Raw genomic sequence first — 17,290 nt, forward strand, 5'->3', positions numbered from 1 at the left:
GGCAGACTTTTTTATAATCCCGCAGCAAATTTCGGCCCGGAGCTGTGCCTTTATGTCTGTAAAGCCTGAAAAAGTGTCTGAATTGTTCGATTTTCGTCGCAGTGCCCGTGCGGTGCTGGACATAGAAAAACAAGCCATCGATGGGCTCTACCAGTACCTCGACGAGACCTTCGAGCGCGCCTGCGAGATGGTGCTGCGTTGCGCCGGCAAGATAGTGGTCACCGGCATGGGCAAGTCGGGTCATGTCGGCAACAAGATTGCCGCGACCCTGGCCAGCACAGGCACGCCAGCCTTCTTCCTCCACCCTGGCGAAGCCAGCCATGGGGATCTGGGGATGATCTCCGCCGGGGACCTCATCATCGCCATCTCCAACTCAGGCGAGAGTGACGAGATCCTCGCTCTGCTGCCGGTGCTCAAGCGTCGCGGCATTCCGCTCATCTGCATGACCGGCAACCCGGCCTCCACCATGGCCAAGGAGGCCAACGTGCACCTGTGCATCAAGGTGGAGAAAGAGGCCTGCCCGCTGGGTCTGGCCCCGACCTCCAGCACCACGGCGACCCTGGTAATGGGGGACGCCCTGGCCGTGGCCCTGCTGGAAGCGCGTGGCTTTACCGCCGATGACTTCGCGCTCTCCCACCCGGGCGGGTCACTGGGCAAGCGGCTGTTGCTGCGGGTCGGCGACCTGATGCACAGCGGCGAGCTGTTGCCCCGGGTGGGGATAGATGCCACCATCAGCCAGGCGCTGCTGGAAGTGAGCCGCAAGGGCCTCGGCATGACGGCTGTGGTGGATGAGCAGGGGCTGCTGGCCGGTCTGTTTACCGACGGTGACTTGCGCCGGATCCTGGATCTGCAGGTGGACATTCACCACACCCCGATCAGCCGCGTAATGACGGCCAACTGTGTTACCGTAGGGCCTGAGATGATGGCGGCCGAGGCCGTCAAACTGATGGAAACCAGAAAGATTAACGGATTGCTGGTGGTGGATGAAGAGCGGCGGCCACTTGGCGCCTTCAACATGCACGACCTGCTGAGAGCCGGGGTGATTTGATGCAAGACGTACCGACCCTCTATGGTCCGGTGACGCGCAGCCAGTACGAGAAGGCGGCGCAGATCCGCCTGCTGGTGTGCGATGTGGATGGGGTGCTCTCCAATGGCTTCATCTATATGGGCAATAACGGCGAAGAGCTGAAGACCTTCTGCACCCGTGACGGTGCTGGCATGCGTGCCCTGCTCAACGCCGGCATCGAGATTGCCATCATCACAGGGCGCAACTCCCGTATCGTCAGCGATCGGATGAGGGGCCTGGGGGTGCAGCACCTGGTGCAGGGGGCGGATCAGAAGCTGCCCCACTTCGAGGCGCTGCTGGCCAAGCTGGGCCTGACGCCGGAACAGGCCGCCTACATGGGGGACGACACCATAGATCTGCCGGTGATGCAGGCCTGCTGCCTCGGCATCGCAGTGGCAGATGCCCATCCGCTGGTGCTGGCTCGTGCCGATCTGGTGACCCGTCTGGGGGGCGGAGTGGGCGCGGTGCGCGAGGTGTGTGATCTCATCCTGCAGGCGCAGGGCTTGGGCGACTTCCAACCCGAGGCCTCGGTATGAACAAGCAGACGTTTCTGTTCGCCCTGCTGTTTCTGGCGGCGCTCGCCGCCTGGCAGCTTGGCGAGATCGAGCTGGCGCCCGAACCGGCTGCCAAGGTAGAGAACTATCAACCGGACTTCACCGCCAAGAATCTGGTCACGACCCGCTTCAACGAGCAGGGCAAACGGACCGAGCGGTTGGAGTCCGAATATGCGGAGTATTACCAGATCCTCGAGCAGGCCACCTTCGACAAGCCGGTGGTCTACATGTTCGATGAGCAGGGGGAGGCCGAATGGAAAGTCACGGCCGAAACTGGGGTGCTCAACACAGATGACAACGTGATACTGCGTGACAAGGTACATCTGGACGGCCTGCTGCCGGCGTCTTTCATCTCCACGCTGGATACCCCTTATCTGGAGCTGGATCTGGTGACTCAGGACGTGAGAAGCAACCAGCACATCAGCATAGTGGGTCAGGAATTCCAGACCGAGGGCGTTGGCCTGAAGGGCCATCTGGAACGTAAATATTTCGAATTACTGGATAAAGGCCATGCCACTTATTTCAATGAAAAACGTTAATCTGGCCCTCGCGGCCCTGCTTCTGTGCAGTACAGTGAGCGCCAAAGAGTCCGACTTTGCCGAGAAGGTCTATGTGGATGCGGTCAAGCAAGTGGCCGAGATGCAGGACAACCGCATCACCTTTAGCGAAGACGTGATCATCACCCAGGGCACCATCAAGATTAAGGCCGACAAGGTGGTGGTGATCCGCTCCGGCGACAAGGGCGCCGAGGTGATGACAGCCTATGGCAATCCCGCCACCTTCTTCCAGATCCTGGACAATGGCAAGCCGGTCAATGCCCACGGCAACAGCATTCGCTACGAGCTGAAGAACCGCCTGGTCACCATCACGGGCAACGGTCAGCTCAAGCAGGAAGACAGCCAGGTCACCGGCGACCTCATCCGCTACGACATCGTCAAACAGAAGATGATCGCCGAGAGCAAGGGACCCACCCAGCGGGTCAAGACGGTGTTCCTGCCGGATCAGGTAGAAAACTTCGACAAACCCGCCGATCAGAAGAAGTAGGAAACAGAAGCCATGGCAGTGTTAAAAGCAACGGGTTTGCAGAAGAGCTACAAGCGCCGCATGGTGGTCAGCGACGTGAGTCTGGAAGTGGGCACCGGCCAGATAGTGGGGCTGCTCGGCCCGAATGGTGCCGGCAAGACCACCTCCTTCTACATGATCGTGGGCCTGGTGCAGCGGGATGCGGGTCTCATCACTATCGACGAGCAGGACATCAGCCTGCAGCCCATGCATCTCCGTGCCCGCAATGGCATCGGTTATCTGCCCCAGGAGGCCTCCATCTTCCGGCGTCTGTCGGTGTTCGACAACCTGATGGGGGTCATGCAGACCCGCAAGGGGTTGAGCCGCGAAGAGCGTGAGGATAAGGTCGAACAGTTGCTGGAAGAGTTCAACATCACCCATATTCGCGACAGCCTGGGTCAGAGCCTGTCTGGCGGGGAGCGACGCCGGGTCGAGATTGCCCGGGCGCTGGCGGCAGAGCCGCGATTCATCCTGTTGGATGAACCCTTTGCAGGTGTTGATCCTATTTCGGTCATAGACATCAAGAAGATCATCCAGCATCTGAAGGAAAGAGGGCTGGGCGTGCTGATCACGGATCACAACGTCAGAGAGACGCTGGATGTGTGCGAGAAGGCCTACATCGTCAGCCATGGCAAGATGATTGCCGAGGGGGCACCGGCCGATATCCTCGCCGATGAGCAGGTCAAGCGCGTCTATTTGGGCGATCAATTCAGTCTATAGTAAGGGGGCACCCCTCATTTTTGTTAGGTGACTGCCTCGCTGAACATAAGGATATCCCGACGTAGATGAAGCCGACATTACAGTTGCGTCTCGGTCAGTCACTGACCATGACGCCACAATTACAACAAGCGATTCGTCTGCTCCAGCTCTCCACCCTGGAACTCCAGCAGGAAATTCAGCAAGCGCTCGATAATAACCCCTTGCTGGAGCAGGAGGAGAATGAGGCGCAGGAAACCAGCCCGATAGAGCCCCAGGACGCCAGTCAACTCGACTCCAGCGACGCCATGGCGCAGGACAATATGCCGGATGAACTGCCGGTGGACACCACCTGGGATGAGGTCTACTCCGCCGGTACGGCCCAGAGTGCCGGCCCCATCCATGACGGGGAAGACAGCGTCTATCAGGGGGAAACCACCGAGAACCTGCAGGACTATCTGCTGTGGCAGATGCGCCTGACGCCATTCAGCGATCTGGATGCCGCCATCGCCCTCGCCATCATCGATGCCATCGATGAGTCCGGTTACCTGACCGTCTCTCTCGAAGATATTCAGGCTGCAGTCAGCAGCGAAGAGGTAGAAGTCGAACTGGATGAAGTGGAAGCCGTGCTCAAGCGGGTGCAGCATTTCGATCCGGTTGGCATAGCCGCGCGCTCGGTGCAGGAGTGTCTGCTGATCCAGCTTGGCCAGTACTCGCCGGATCTGCCCTGGCTCAATGAGGCAAGGGAGGTGATCCGCGAGCACATGGATCTGCTCGGCAACCGCGACTACCGCACCCTGGCACGCAAGACCCGGCTCAAGGAGAGCGACCTCAAGGAGGTGCTGGATCTCATCCAGCAGCTGGAGCCCAGACCCGGCAATGGCATCATCCAGAGTGAATCGCAATACGTGATCCCGGACGTCTCCGTGGTCAAGAAGGGGACTAAGTGGGTGGTTGAGCTCAACCCGGATTCGGCGCCGCGCATCCGTGTCAACGAGGCCTATGCGGCCATGGCACGCAATGCCCGCAGCAGCACGGATACCCAGTTCATCCGCTCCCATCTGCAGGAAGCCAAATGGTTCATCAAGAGCCTGGAGAGTCGCAACGACACCCTGCTCAAGGTGGCCAGCTGCATAGTCGAGCAGCAGCAGGGCTTCTTCGAATACGGTGAAGAGGCCATGAAACCCATGGTACTCAACGACATCGCCGAGGCGGTGGAGATGCACGAGTCGACGATTTCACGGGTGACGACCCAGAAGTACATGCATACGCCCCGTGGCATCTTTGAACTGAAGTTTTTTTTCTCCAGTCATGTCAACACGGAGGGAGGAGGAGAGTGCTCATCGACCGCAATTCGCGCCCTGATCAAGAAGCTGGTGACGGCCGAAAACCCGGCCAAACCGCTTAGTGATAGCAAGATCGCGGATTTGCTGGCCGAACAGGGTATTATGGTGGCGAGACGCACGATCGCAAAGTACCGTGAATCCTTGTTGATCCCGCCATCCAATCAGCGCAAACGCCTGGTTTAGGCAAACAAAAGGAAGACGTTATGCAAATTAACCTGACCGGACACCATGTCGAGATTACCGAAGCTCTGCGTGATTATGTGAATAACAAATTTGCCAAACTCGAGCGTCACTTTGACCATATCAACAACGTACATGTGGTGTTGAGCGTCGAAAAACTGAACCAGATCGCCGAAGCCAAGCTGCATGTCAGCGGTGGTGAGGTGTTCGCCAATTCGCAGCATGCCGACATGTATGCGGCGATTGATACCCTGCTGGATAAACTGGATCGGCAGATCATCAAGCACAAAGATAAGTTAAATCAAAAATAACTATGCAACTTGAACACATACTGAGTCGGGACTGCACCAAGAGTGCGGTCCCTTGTACCAGCAAGAAACGCGCCCTCGAGATCATCAGTGAGCTGGCCGCAGAGCGCCTCGGCGCCTCCCGCCAGGTGCTGTTTGAAAGCCTGCTGGCGCGGGAAAAGATGGGCAGTACCGGGATCGGTGCCGGTATCGCCATTCCCCATGGCCGGATCGACGACGCCTTTGCGCCGACGGCCGTTCTGATGACCTTCTCCGAACCCATCCCTTTCGATTCTATCGACAATCAACCGGTTGACCTGCTCTTTGCATTGCTGGTGCCGGAAAGCGAGTGCAAGCAGCATCTCAAAACCCTTTCCCTGATGGCATCCAAGCTGGGTGACAAGGCCGTCTGCCGCCAGTTGCGCCAGGCGACCAGCGACGAAGAACTCTATCAGATCATGACCTCGGCCTGATGCCGGGTCTGACACCGCCACGTTGGCGTGAGGGGACAAGATGCAGTTAATAGTGGTAAGCGGTCGTTCGGGCTCCGGTAAGACGGTGGCCCTTAGGGTGCTGGAGGATCTGGGTTACTACTGCGTGGATAACCTGCCGGTCAACCTGCTGCCCCAGCTGATCGTCTCGGTGGAGAGTCAGTATGACAAGCTGGCGGTCAGCATAGACGTGCGCAATCTGCCGACCCAGCCAGACAAGCTGGACAATCTGCTGACTCAGGTGCGCAACGAAGGGCGGGTGGAGTTCTCCAGCTTCTTCTTCGATGCAGACAACGGGACCCTGCTCAAGCGCTATGGCGAGAGCCGCCGGCTGCACCCCCTGTCTCGCAAGCAGCTGTCGCTGGATGAGGCGATTCGGGAAGAGACCCACCTGCTGGCGCCCCTCTCCTCGACCGCCGATCTGCGCATCGATACCACCAACCTCAGCATTCACGACCTCAGCGAGCTCATCAAGACCCGGGTGCTCGGCAAGAAAGAGAACGAGTTGGTGCTGGTGTTCGAGTCGTTCGGCTTCAAATACGGCATCCCCAAGGATGCGGACTTCGTGTTCGATGCCCGTTTCCTGCCCAACCCCCACTGGATCCCGGAGCTCAAGCCGTTTACCGGTCAGGATGAGCCCGTGGCCAACTACCTCTCGGCCCAGGCGGACGTGATGCTGTTCATCCAGCAGATAGAGAACATGCTGGTGACCTGGCTGCCCCACCTGGAGCGCAACAATCGCAGCTATGTGACCGTCGGCATAGGTTGTACCGGCGGACAGCATCGTTCGGTATTCATCGCCGAGCGGCTGGCCAGCACCTTCCGACTGCTTGGCAAGAACGTGCAGATCCGTCACCGCACGCTGGACAAGCGCTCCCCCCAAGCCTGACAGACCCACAGGATGTTCAGATGACAGTTTCCGCCTCGGTAGAAGTCAAAAACAAGCTGGGAATCCATGCCAGACCGGCCATGATGCTGTTCGAGCTGGTGCAGGGGTTCGATGCCCATGTGCTGCTGCGCAACGAGGACGGCATCGAGGCCGATGCGGACAGCGTGATCGGCCTGCTGATGCTGGATTCTGCCCAGGGCAAGCAGGTGGAGGTGCAGGTCGAAGGCCCCGAAGAGGTAGAGGCCCTGGCCGCCGTGGTGGCGCTGTTCACCTCGGGCTTCAACGAGGAGTGAGCGGCGCCTCCCTTGCCGTCATGATCCGGCGCGCGCCAGCGCCTTGAAGTCGCAAAAATCCCGACAAGCCAGCAGAGCCCTGCTGGCTTTTTCGTTCATCAGCGCCAGAAACAGATCGTAGAGCCCCATGGCCTCCTCGTAGTCCGCCTTGCTGATGGCGAGCACGAAGACGAGGGTGGCGCTCTCGCCGTTGCCCCAGTCGATCCCCTGAGGGGCCAGCACTGTATAGACCAGGGTGCGGCGGGCCAGCAGGCCGAGGGAGTGGGGCAGGGCGATCCCTTCTCCCAGCAGGGTGGAGACGATGCGCTCCCGCTCCTGCAGTGAGGCTCTGAAGCCGCTTTCCACCAGTTCTTCCGCCTCAAGCTGGCTGCAGATACGATCAAACAGCGCCGCCTGGCTGAGGGGTTCATCAAGCACCATGAAGTGGTCGGCATCGAAATACTTGTCCAGCAGGTAGGGGCGGGTGCGATCGATCAGCACCAGCTTGCCGAGCTGCTCCAGCTGGTACTGGGTCGGGAAGGGGGCGACCTGTACCACGGGGGCGTTCTTCTCGCTCACCTTGAGGGTGCTGATGACAAAGTCCTGCTCGATCTGTGCCAGTCCCTCGTAATCCCGTACCGACTCCAGAGTGGTCAGCTGCAGCTGGGGGTACTCCCGCCGGATGCGCGCCTCCAGTACCCGAAAGGTGGCGTTGCCCGCATCGCACAGCAGCAGCGCCTGGGGGCGGCGGGTGTAACCGATGTCGTAGTGGCGCTCCAGGCCGACCCCGATATGGATCACCAGATAGCCGATCTCGTGATGGGTCAGCCGGTAGGGGGTCTGCCTTATCCACTCCGAGATGGCGGCCAGGGTGATGTCGTAGGCGAGGGGATAGTACTGCTTGATGTGGTCCGCCAGCGGGTTGTGGCTGCCTATCTGGTATTTGACCCGCAGCAGCATGGCACCTATGTGGGTCTGCAGGTCGGCCCGCAACTGCGGATCGGCGCGCAGATCATAGGGGTAGTGCTGGTGGATGTAGTCCAGCAGGTGCTCCACCAGTTGCTCGCTCTCGGTGGCCATGGCCGGGCTGAGCTGGGGGGTATCGGCAGTGAGCCGGGCCTGGATCTGGATGGCGAGGCAGGCGATCTCCTCCTCCCCCGGCGGGGTCAGGGTCGGCAGCTCGGCATAGATGTCGCGGGCCACCGCGGCCAGGGTCTGGGTGATGTCGTCGCTGGCAAACTGGCGCAGCTCGTGGCCTGCCGCCTGACGCAACAGGGCGACGGCGCAGTAGATGGCGAGCTGTTGCAGGCTCTCGTCGGCGAGGCGCAACTGATGGCGGCCGAGCTGATCGTGAATGTGGTTGCCCACGACCTCCAGGGTCTTGCTGGGGCAGAGGGTGGGCAGCAGGCTCTGCAACGGGTGGTTGTGCAGCAGCTCCTGGCAGAGCAGCTGGGTCAGGCAGGCGCGGATCGCCGTCTCGCTCCCCTGGATACGCATGCCCAGCCGTGGTTTGCTCTCTATGGTGAGCCCGAAGTGGGCGAGTCGCTCCCTCACCTGTGCCATGTCTCCCTGCAGGGCCGCCCGGCTCAGATACCAGGTATCCGCCAGCTCGTCGAGCTTGATCCCCTGCTCCGCCGTCAGCAGCAGGATCTGCAGATGCAGCACCCGCTCGCGACTGGTGCGCGGCAGGCTGCTCTCCTGCTCCTGTGCCGCCAGCAGCGCATCAAACAGCCCCTGATTGTAAATCTTGAGCTGATAGCCGGTGCCGCGCTGGTGGATCAGGTGGGCGCCCTGGGTGGCGATCAGCTCGTTGAGGGTCGCCACGTCGGTGCGCACCGTGCGGGTGGAGACATTGAGGCGACGGGCCAGCTCCTCCTGGGGCAGCGGCTCGGCATGGAGCTGGGTCAGCAGTTGATGGAGCCTGGGGTGGGGCAGCTTGATCATGGGGCGAGGCAAGACTCCTGTTGCGAAATAAAGGGTCGATGTTAACAAGGGGATCATCAACAAGCCAGACACCGGCCTGTGATCGGACCGGTGCCTGCGGGGGTCGTTATGCCAGCAGCGTCTTCACCGTGGCTAGCAGGGTGCGCACATCCTCGGGGCGGGTCTGGCCGCTCTCGCTGTCGATGATGGAGCTGTAGACGTGGGGGATCACCTTCTCGACCCCGGCCTCCAGCGCGATGCGCACTATCTCCTCGAAGTTGTCGAGATCGATGCCGCCGGTGGGTTCCAGCCAGAAGCCGTGACGGGCACAGGCCTCGGCCACCGCCTGATACTCGTCGCGGCAGGCCAGGCCTCCCATGGGGAAGAACTTGACCGAGCTGCCGCCCATGTCCTTGAGCAGGGCGATGGCGGTGTCGATGGGCACAATTCCGTCCGGCTGCTGGGCACTGAGGGGGCCGGTGGAGATCTTCACCATGCCGGGGGTGCCGGTGGGGGAGACAAGGCCGTTGACCAGGCTGTGAGGCTGACCCAGCAGCGCCCGGCTGGGGCCCACTCCGGTGAACACCTGGTTGACATGCTGGGGTTGTAGCTGGCGAGCCAGCTCGGCCACCATGGCGGACTGGCGGGGATCCCCCGCCCCCAGACCGATGGAGAGGGCGTTGTCGATAAGCCTGGCGTACTCCCCCATGTCGGCAACGGCGGAGGGCACATCCGGGTAGTTCTTGGAGAGCACGCCGACCAGTACATGGCCCTCGGCCGCCTCATAGATGTCGACGGCATTCTGTCTGGATCCTGCCAGCACGTTGAGACAGACACGATCACGGTAGTAGTTGGGAACAAGGGACATCAGCGGTTCTCCTGAACGAGGTTGGCAATGGCGGAATGGATCTGGTCTAGTTGGGCCGTGCTGACGCTGCGCACGTCGATCTCGATGTGCCCCTCGTTGGCCTTGTAGCCGCGGCAGTAGATGGCCGGATTGCCCTGCTGCAGGCGAGCCACCAGTTGCACCGTCGTCATGCCGATCTGAGCATGGTCGAAGGCGATGTCGGTGCGGGCTATGTCGCGCCCCGCACTATCCCACACCACCCGGGCGGTAACGCCGGGCAGCAGGTTCAGGCGCTCGATGAAGGATGCCATCTTGGCGGCCATGGCGGCGCCGCTCTCCTGCTCTTTCTCCAGGTAGCGCTCTATGGCGTGGGTCAGGCCGAGGATCCCCTCCTTGCCCACCTTCATGGCGCGCCCTATGCCGTTGGCCTGCTGCTTGACCCACTCCACATACTGACGCTTGCCGAGCACGAGGCCGCTGGTGGGCCCTTCGATGGCCTTGGCGCCGCTGTAGATGACGAGATCCGCCCCTTGCTGGTAATAGAGGCGCAGATCCTCTTCCGCCGCCGCATCGACGATGAGCGGCAGTCCGTGGGCCCTGGCCACCTCGGCTGCCTCAGAGACTGACAGAATGCTCTTCTGCACGCAGTGATGGGACTTGATGTAGAGAATGGCGGCGGTACCGGGGTTGATGGCGGCAGCCAGCTGGGCGGGGGAGCACTCGTTGGCATAGCCGGCTTCTACCACCTTGCCGCCCCCCAGGTTGACCATGGTGCCGACCGGCGCGCCGAAGTTCACGTTGTGACCCTTGGGCAGCACTATCTCGCTCGGCACCCCGTGGGCATGGGCATGCAACTGCTCCAGCCGGTAGGGATCGCCGCGCACTATGACGGCAGCCACCGACTGGGCTATGCCGGCACTGGCGCAGGAGACCACCACGGCGTCTTCCACGCCGAGCAGATTGGCCAGGTAGGCACCTGTCTTGTTGACCAGGTCTTTGACCTCGAAGTAGTGGCCCAGGCCGAAGTTGACCGCGTCGACTACCTCCTGCTCCGGGGTGGAGACGCCGAGGATGGTCATGCGCCCGGAGGCGTTGACCACGGGTTTGAGCTGATATTTCTCATACACGGAAGGCATGGTGGGATTGTCCATATTGAGTGAGAACCAGGTCACCGCCGACCAGGGCGGCGAGGGGGCGCAGTTGCCGGTCGCCGTGGCGGGACTCGGCTTCGGTATCGGTAAAGAGCGTCGGGCCGCTCATGACCTCGAACAGGGTCAGATCGGCATCGGCGCCCACCTCGAGTCGTCCCTTGCCGGGCAGACGCAGGGCATCGGCGGCATGGCTGGTGACGCAGGCGATCACCTGCTCCAGGGTCATGCCGATGGCGAGAAACTTCGACATCACGTGGGCCAGGCTGTAGACGGGGCCCTTGATGCGGTTCTTGCAGTAGATATCCGAGCTGATGGTGTGAGGCAGTATCCCTTGCCGGATGGCGGTCTCTGCCACCTCGAAGCTGAAGCTGGCGCCGCCGTGGCCGATGTCGAGGCGCAGACCCCGCTGCATCGCCTCGCGCACCGCGACCCGCAGCTCACCCGCCGGGGTCAGGATGCGGTTGGGCTTGCCGTTGAAGCAGTGGGTCAGCAGATCCCCGTCTCCCAGCAGGGCGACTATCTCGTCGAGATCCGGCGGCGTGTTGCCCACGTGCACCATGAGCGGCAGCTGGCCGTTGTCCCGCTGGATCTGCTTGGCCATGCGCAGGGGCTGCAGGCCGTTCTCGCCCACCACGCTGCCGCTCATCCGCGCCTTGATGCCGACGATGAAGAAGGGGTGACGCCGAATGGCCGCCTTGGCCAGCTCAGGGTCTATGTCGGCGGGGTCAGCCAGTTCGTTCTGGCGCAGCAGGCCGATGCGGGAGATGTTGAGCAGGGCATGGACCCGGGTCTTGCAACCAGCGGCGAGGCGCTGGAAGTCGTCCACGTCGTCTGCCCCGGTGCTGCCCGCGTCTATGACGGTGGTGACACCGGACTCGACGCCCACCTTGTCCGGCTCATCCTGATAGATGGGGGAGGCGGGGTAGCAGTGGGTGTGGCCGTCAATCCAGCCGGCGCTCACATGAACCTGTTCGGCTAGTGTGAGGGTTCGCTTCGCCTCGGCCGCCGCTGGCAGCTGGCCGAGGGCCGCAATCTTGCCGTCCTGGATGGCGATGTCGATGAGCTGGCCATTTCCCTGGCGTCCCGCTCTGATGATCATGTCATACATGGTGATGACCTCTGAAATGCCGCCCCGAAGGGCGGCGGGGGCTTAGGCCAGGGCAACCGGGAAGAAGGTACCGAGCAGCATGGCACCCAGGATGGCGCCGCCTGTGATGGGCTTCTCCCAGATGTAGAACAGCAGCGCTCCTGCCAGGGAACCCAGGCCTATGGGGATGGAGGCCCCCATGGCGGAGAGGATGATCAGGGGGCCGAGGAAGCGGCCCGAGCTGTTGCCAGCCCCCATCATCACGTCCGCCCCGTAGGTGGAGTTGCTCTGGTTGATGGTGAACTTGCGCGCCAGGATGATCACGTAGCCGATGGCCAGGCCTATGGCCATGCCGGTGACCAGGGAGGCGCCGAAGTTCTCCACCGGGTAGACGATGCCGGCACCCAGCAGCAGGGCGGGAACCCCCAGGCCGACGCCGGTCTGGATGGCGCCGCCGATGTCCAGGATCCCCACCAGGGAGCCCTCTATGATGCGGGCAAACAGGAAGCTGGCACCGAAGGCTGCGACCGCGCCGTAGGCTCCTGTGTCCATCCCGGCTTTCAGCATGGCGACGAAGGCCACCTCGTTGAAGGCGCCGACCCCGTACAGGTAGAACATGTGGGTCCCGGCAAAGACCCCGGCCGACAGCAGACCGACGAAGATGGGGAAGGACCAGTCGGCGTACCAGAAGTTGTTTCTCAGTTTCTCATCCATGTGGTGGTCCCTTATTTACTGCCAAGCAGGTGATGGACGTTTTCCAGCCACAGGGGAATGCCCAGGTGGAAGGACTCAATCAGTTTCATATCGAAGCCGCGGAAGAAGCCGCTCAGCACGAACAGCAGCACTATGGCGCTCATCATCACCTTGGTGACGTGGTTCCAGCCGCTCTCTTCGACCCCCTTGCCGATCAGGATGCCGAGCACCAGGCCCGGCACGGCGTTGCCCATGATGAGCTGCGCCAGACCGCCGAAGATGGTGGCCCAAAAGCCGGACTTCTTGCCCGCCTCTATGGCGGCCAGCCAGAAGATCACCGGCATGACGGTGTTGACCAGCAGGTTGGCGGCTGGCACCAGCACCTTGACGGCGGTGACCTGCAGGGCCTCGGGCACGGCCGCCGCCGTGCTGTTGAGGAAGGCGACGACGATGGCACCTATGATGCCGCCGGCGATGGCCATCTTCTTGGGGTCGTGCAGGGTAGTGGCGAGATTTCGGTTCTTGAACAGCAGCGCGGCCGTGGCCCAGTGCGGGATGATGCGGTGGTCCACGTCCTGGGTGAAGGCTCCTGCCGCGACCGTGGAGGCCCAGGCGTTGAAGAAGAAGCCAAGGCCGAACGAGAAGTGGGAGGCGGGATCCCCTTCGCAGGAGTTGAGTTCACCCAGGGTGCGGAAGGCACCCATGCCCTGTACTGTCGGGGCGTGGAACATCCGCGCCGCACCGGCTCCCACGCCGACGCCCACCAGGCCGCCGATGATGAGTGACTTCATCAAAATGATTAGAAACATCCAACATGTCCTTTTGGTTGTGGGGTTACGCCCTGGTGAAATCCACCTTGTCGACATCCAGGCTGCTGACCTTGACAGTGATCTCCAGCTGGACCCTGAACTCGCGGCGCTGGCGCGGCAGGAAGAAGAACAGGAACTTCTCCACCCGCACCGACTCTTCGGCCTTGAGCACCCGGACCTCGAGCGGCTCGATGCGCAGCATCACCCTGTGGTTGTCCTTGAGCAGGCTGGATTGCACCTGGCCGAGGGCGGCGGCAAACGCCTGCTGGCGGGTCGCCCCCTTGCCGTTGACCATGACCTGGGTGGTGAAGTCCTCTTTCATCAGGCGCGCCCGTGTTTCTTGGCGAAGGCTTCGACCAGCTTCTGACCCAGCTCTTCCTTGTCCATGAAGCCGAAGCCCAGCACCACGCAGCCTTCGTTGATGGCGGTCACACCCTCCTCGACGGAGCGCATGCCGTAGCGGCACTTGTAGCCGTACTTGGTCTGGGCCGTGATGGCGCCGGCGCCGCCGCTGCCGCAGAAGGAGATGCCGAGATCCGCCTGCTCCTTGTTCATCACATCACCGAGCTTCATGTCGGCGGCCATGCCGGGGATGACGGTCACTGTGGCGCCGGCGGCCTCTGCCCCTGCTCCTACCTTCTGGCCCTTGCCGAGACGATCTCCAATCACGAGTTTGATGGCTGACATTTAGATTTCTCCTTTGACTGAGCTGAGTTCATTTTCTTTGGCAACTTCGAAATGGACGGACAAGAGATGGGCCTCTTCATAGGCCAGCCTGTCCAGCCAGCCGACCACCTGTTCGGCGAGGCGTAGGGAGAGGGGGGAGATCTCCTCGAACAGGCTGAGGTCGACCTCGGGCAGGGCTTCACCGCTGTGGGAGCGCCACACCATGGCCTTGACGTGGGAGGCGAGCATCTGTTTCTGCACTTCATTGGGGATGATGCCCTGATCCGCCAGCAGGTTGTGGATGCGCGCCAGAGTGAGATCTGTCTTGCGCAGCAACGCCGGGCTGTTCGGGGTCAGGGCTGTGTCATGAGTGTCGGTAGTCAAGGTCTGCTCTCCAAGGCTGGCAGAAAGGATGGGATTACCTTAAGACGGGGAAGAGAGCAGGAGGAGGCACGGTTTTTCCGATTCGAAATGGAAATTCCGGGCAAAAAGCCCCGAAAGAGGCCGTATTTGTGGCGACAAGGGGGAAAGGGAGGGGATTGACCCCGGTGTCGTGTGAGCGGGACCACAGTTTCACCCCGCAGCCGCCCGGTCGTGCGCAGGTGGAAACTGTGAGTCATCTCACGCCACCTGAGAAGGAGGCACGAAAAAGGGGCCTTGATGGCCCCTCTGTTGGCTCCCTGCCGTCAGCTGGCGGGTGATGCGCTGCTGGTGGGCAGATTCTGGTAGCGCACGTCTTCCTCTATGATGACGTCGACGTCCAGAGGCTTGCCATTACGGATCACCGAGATGGTCAGCTTGGTGCCGGGGCGGCTCTCGACGATCTTGTCCATCACGGGGCGCACGCCGCTGATGGCCTCGCCGTTGATCTTGAGCAGCACATCCCCGCGCCTGAGGCCTGCCTTGGTGGCCGGGCCGTCGGGATCCAGACTCTCCACCACCAGACCCTGCAGATCCCCGAGATTCATCATGCGCGCGACTATGGGGTTGATCTCTACGCTGGAGATGCCGAGGTAGCCGCGAATGACACGGCCATTGGCGATCAGCTCGTCCATGATCCGCTTGGCCAGCTTGTAGGGGATGGCGAAGCTGATGCCGTAGCTCTCCTGATTGCCATTGAGGTGGTAGGCGGCGGTGTTGATGCCCACCAGGTCGCCACGGCCATTGACCAGGGCGCCACCCGAGTTGCCCTCGTTGATGGCTGCATCGGTCTGCAGCAGATCCTGCCGGCCGTTGCTGTCCGGTCCCATGCTGGAGAGACCTATGCGGCCGGTGGCACTGATGATGCCCTGGGTGATGGTCTGGCCGACGTTGTAGGGGTTGCCGATGGCGAGCACCACATCGCCCACGTCCGGCAGCCGCTCCGGATCCTGCGGTATCACCGGCAGGTTGTCCGACTCTATGTAGAGCACGGCGAGATCGGTCAGCTTGTCGGTGCCGACCAGCTCGGCGCTGAATACCCGGCCATCCTGCAGCGCGACTATGATCTGGTCCGCATCGGCGATGACGTGGTAGTTGGTCAGCACATGGCCGCGCTGGTTCATGATGACACCTGAGCCCAGCCCCTGTGGCCTCAGCTCTGCCTTCTCGCCGCGATTGCCGGCGAAACTGCGGGTGTAGATGTTGACGACGGCAGGGCCGGCGCGGTGGGCGGCATAGGAGAAACTCAGCTCGCGGGCATTGGTGATGAGACCCGGCAGGGGCGCGCCGCCCCGAAAACTGGGGAACAGCAGCAGCAGGAGCGCAGCCACGGTGAGGCCAAAGCCGACAGACTTGCCCAAGTAACTGATCAAAGGTGGGATTTTCATGTCATTCTCGTCCGTACATGCTGCGCGCAGAGAATAACATTATCGGTGGATAAAAATCACCCGCGGCGGTTGCCGCGGGTGTGAGGGACTTAACGGATCACCAAATAGAGCGAGGAGTCGCCGCGCTGTATGTTCAGCGCCAGGACTTCCGGCTTGTTCTTCAAGGCCTTGGTCAGCTCATCCATGGAGTTGATGCGCAGACGGTTGACCCCGATGATGATGTCGCCCTTCTGCAGGCCGGCGGCGGCGGCAGGGGAGCGCGGATCTATGTCGGCCACAGCTACGCCGGTCACCGGATCCGAGGTGGTGCTGAGCTTGGCCCCTTCCAGTGCCGGGTGCAGGGCGCTGGCGAGGATCTCGCTGTCATCTGCCTTCTTCAGGGTGACCTTGACGGTCTGCTCCTTGCCATCACGGATGAGGCCGAGTGCAACCTGCTTGTCGGCGCCCATGGTGGCGATCTTGGCCCGCAGTTCACCGAACGAGCGGATGGGCTTGCCATCTATGCTGATGATGATGTCGCCGGCCTTGATGCCCGCCTTGGCGGCGGCGGAGTCAGGCATGACCTGGTTGACGAAGGCACCATCCTTCTTGTTGTAGCCGAAGGACTTGGCGATATCCGTGGTCAGCTCTGTGCCAGTGATCCCCAACTGGCCACGGCGCACTTCACCGTATTTCACGATCTGCTCGGACAGGTCGCGCACCATGTTGGAGGGGATGGCGAAGCCGATACCTATGTTGCCGCCGTTCGGGCCCAGGATGGCGGTGTTGATGCCGATAAGCTCCCCACGCAGGTTGAGCAGGGCGCCACCCGAGTTGCCCGAGTTGATGGCCGCATCGGTCTGGATGAAGTTCTCCAGGTTCTCGATGTTGAGGCCGCTGCGACCCAGGGCGCTGACGATACCCGAGGTGACGGTCTGACCCAGGCCGAAGGGGTTGCCGATGGCTAGGGCATAGTCACCGACCCGCAGCTCGTCCGAGTCGGCGAACTTGATCTGCACCAGGTCCTCCGCCTTGATTTGCAGCAGGGCGATGTCGGACTGCTTGTCTTCACCTATCTTCTTGGCCGCGTATTCGCGACCGTCTTTCAGGTTGACCTTGATCTCGTCCGCTTCGTGGACCACGTGGGCGTTGGTGATCACGTAGCCCTTCTTGGCATCTATGATGACGCCGGAGCCAAGGGCCTGGAAGGGCTGCTCGCTCACCTGCTCATCGGGCATGTTGGGGCCGAAGAAGAAGCGGAATTGTTCCGGCAGGCGCTGGCGGGTGATCTTCTTGCCAGAGACGGAGATGTTGACCACGGCAGGGGTTACCTGCTCGAGGACGGGGGCCAGGCTCGGCATCTCCTGGCTGTTGCCCATCAGGGGCAGGGCGGCTTGTGCCGGCGCTGCGGACAGGGCGATACCGACACTGAGGGCTAACACACTGAATACAGAAAGAGATTTACGCATATGAGAAACAGCTCC

General features: G+C 61.7%; 21 protein-coding genes. 10 read left to right on the top strand and 11 right to left on the bottom strand.

Annotated elements, in window-relative coordinates:
- Positions 1–52 precede the first annotated feature (52 nt).
- The 10 genes from ACF2JD_RS12800 (at position 53) to npr (ending at position 6,864) form a co-directional block, all read left to right on the top strand.
- Positions 53–1,048, top strand: a complete 996-nt coding sequence (locus tag ACF2JD_RS12800) for a KpsF/GutQ family sugar-phosphate isomerase (RefSeq protein WP_025328534.1) — start codon at positions 53–55, stop codon at positions 1,046–1,048.
- Positions 1,048–1,602, top strand: a complete 555-nt coding sequence (kdsC, locus tag ACF2JD_RS12805) for a 3-deoxy-manno-octulosonate-8-phosphatase KdsC (RefSeq protein ID WP_168235948.1) — start codon at positions 1,048–1,050, stop codon at positions 1,600–1,602. The genes ACF2JD_RS12800 and kdsC overlap by 1 nt, the downstream gene beginning before the upstream one ends.
- Positions 1,599–2,159 carry an LPS export ABC transporter periplasmic protein LptC gene (gene lptC, locus ACF2JD_RS12810; RefSeq protein WP_042649050.1) on the top strand — a complete coding sequence of 187 codons (561 nt, stop codon included), beginning with the start codon at positions 1,599–1,601 and terminating at the stop codon, positions 2,157–2,159. Before kdsC ends, lptC begins: the two co-directional genes overlap by 4 nt.
- Positions 2,146–2,664, top strand: a complete 519-nt coding sequence (lptA, locus tag ACF2JD_RS12815; protein ID WP_025328531.1) for a lipopolysaccharide transport periplasmic protein LptA — start codon at positions 2,146–2,148, stop codon at positions 2,662–2,664. Before lptC ends, lptA begins: the two co-directional genes overlap by 14 nt.
- 12 nt (positions 2,665–2,676) lie before the next feature.
- On the top strand, positions 2,677–3,402 hold the full coding sequence (gene lptB, locus ACF2JD_RS12820; protein WP_440987558.1) for an LPS export ABC transporter ATP-binding protein: 726 nt from the start codon (positions 2,677–2,679) through the stop codon (positions 3,400–3,402).
- 65 nt (positions 3,403–3,467) lie between these two features.
- Positions 3,468–4,907: an RNA polymerase factor sigma-54 gene (locus ACF2JD_RS12825; protein WP_163155580.1), complete on the top strand. Its 1,440-nt coding sequence runs from the start codon at positions 3,468–3,470 to the stop codon at positions 4,905–4,907.
- Positions 4,908–4,927: 20 nt separating this feature from the next.
- Positions 4,928–5,215, top strand: a complete 288-nt coding sequence (gene hpf / locus ACF2JD_RS12830) for a ribosome hibernation promoting factor (RefSeq protein WP_005305957.1) — start codon at positions 4,928–4,930, stop codon at positions 5,213–5,215.
- Positions 5,216–5,217: 2 nt separating this feature from the next.
- Positions 5,218–5,664 carry a PTS IIA-like nitrogen regulatory protein PtsN gene (gene ptsN, locus ACF2JD_RS12835; protein ID WP_010675870.1) on the top strand — a complete coding sequence of 149 codons (447 nt, stop codon included), beginning with the start codon at positions 5,218–5,220 and terminating at the stop codon, positions 5,662–5,664.
- Between the two features lie 40 nt (positions 5,665–5,704).
- Entirely contained in the window at positions 5,705–6,571 is an 867-nt protein-coding gene (rapZ, locus tag ACF2JD_RS12840) for an RNase adapter RapZ (RefSeq protein WP_182787433.1), read from the top strand.
- 20 nt (positions 6,572–6,591) lie between these two features.
- Positions 6,592–6,864 carry a PTS phosphocarrier protein NPr gene (gene npr, locus ACF2JD_RS12845; protein WP_005331359.1) on the top strand — a complete coding sequence of 91 codons (273 nt, stop codon included), beginning with the start codon at positions 6,592–6,594 and terminating at the stop codon, positions 6,862–6,864.
- 18 nt (positions 6,865–6,882) lie between these two features.
- Here the strand turns inward: npr and ACF2JD_RS12850 are convergent, their stop codons facing one another.
- The 11 genes from ACF2JD_RS12850 to ACF2JD_RS12900 all read right to left on the bottom strand — a co-directional run bounded on the left by ACF2JD_RS12850 (position 6,883) and on the right by ACF2JD_RS12900 (position 17,275).
- Positions 6,883–8,787 (bottom strand): PRD domain-containing protein, encoded by a 1,905-nt coding sequence (locus tag ACF2JD_RS12850; protein ID WP_440987559.1) that lies wholly within the window; start codon positions 8,785–8,787, stop codon positions 6,883–6,885.
- A 106-nt stretch (positions 8,788–8,893) separates the two neighbouring features.
- Positions 8,894–9,634 carry a 2-dehydro-3-deoxy-phosphogluconate aldolase gene (dagF, locus tag ACF2JD_RS12855; RefSeq protein WP_411166613.1) on the bottom strand — a complete coding sequence of 247 codons (741 nt, stop codon included), beginning with the start codon at positions 9,632–9,634 and terminating at the stop codon, positions 8,894–8,896.
- The gene (locus ACF2JD_RS12860) at positions 9,634–10,749 is read right to left on the bottom strand and encodes a DgaE family pyridoxal phosphate-dependent ammonia lyase (protein WP_413834683.1); all 1,116 of its coding nucleotides are present in this window, start codon (positions 10,747–10,749) and stop codon (positions 9,634–9,636) included. The genes dagF and ACF2JD_RS12860 overlap by 1 nt, the downstream gene beginning before the upstream one ends.
- On the bottom strand, positions 10,733–11,872 hold the full coding sequence (locus ACF2JD_RS12865; protein ID WP_440987560.1) for an amidohydrolase/deacetylase family metallohydrolase: 1,140 nt from the start codon (positions 11,870–11,872) through the stop codon (positions 10,733–10,735). Before ACF2JD_RS12865 ends, ACF2JD_RS12860 begins: the two co-directional genes overlap by 17 nt.
- A gap of 42 nt (positions 11,873–11,914) precedes the next feature.
- Positions 11,915–12,565, bottom strand: a complete 651-nt coding sequence (locus ACF2JD_RS12870) for a DUF4310 family protein (RefSeq protein WP_025328524.1) — start codon at positions 12,563–12,565, stop codon at positions 11,915–11,917.
- 11 nt (positions 12,566–12,576) lie between these two features.
- Positions 12,577–13,353, bottom strand: coding sequence for a DUF4311 domain-containing protein (locus ACF2JD_RS12875; RefSeq protein ID WP_440987561.1), 777 nt, complete (start codon positions 13,351–13,353; stop codon positions 12,577–12,579).
- 25 nt (positions 13,354–13,378) lie between these two features.
- Entirely contained in the window at positions 13,379–13,675 is a 297-nt protein-coding gene (locus tag ACF2JD_RS12880) for a DUF4312 family protein (RefSeq protein WP_440987562.1), read from the bottom strand.
- Positions 13,675–14,040: an SFCGS family glycine-rich protein gene (locus ACF2JD_RS12885; protein ID WP_106885634.1), complete on the bottom strand. Its 366-nt coding sequence runs from the start codon at positions 14,038–14,040 to the stop codon at positions 13,675–13,677. The genes ACF2JD_RS12880 and ACF2JD_RS12885 overlap by 1 nt, the downstream gene beginning before the upstream one ends.
- Positions 14,041–14,403, bottom strand: a complete 363-nt coding sequence (locus tag ACF2JD_RS12890; RefSeq protein WP_440987563.1) for a transcriptional regulator — start codon at positions 14,401–14,403, stop codon at positions 14,041–14,043. It abuts the gene before it with no gap.
- Positions 14,404–14,705: 302 nt separating this feature from the next.
- Complete coding sequence (degS, locus tag ACF2JD_RS12895; RefSeq protein WP_106885636.1) at positions 14,706–15,827, bottom strand: outer membrane-stress sensor serine endopeptidase DegS; 1,122 nt, start codon at positions 15,825–15,827, stop codon at positions 14,706–14,708.
- 89 nt (positions 15,828–15,916) lie between these two features.
- A complete protein-coding gene (locus ACF2JD_RS12900) occupies positions 15,917–17,275 on the bottom strand; it encodes a Do family serine endopeptidase (RefSeq protein ID WP_106885637.1) in 1,359 nt (452 codons plus the stop codon).
- Positions 17,276–17,290: the final 15 nt, after the last annotated feature.

Source organism: Aeromonas ichthyocola, assembly GCF_046087985.1.
Lineage (GTDB): Bacteria > Pseudomonadota > Gammaproteobacteria > Enterobacterales > Aeromonadaceae > Aeromonas > Aeromonas rivipollensis.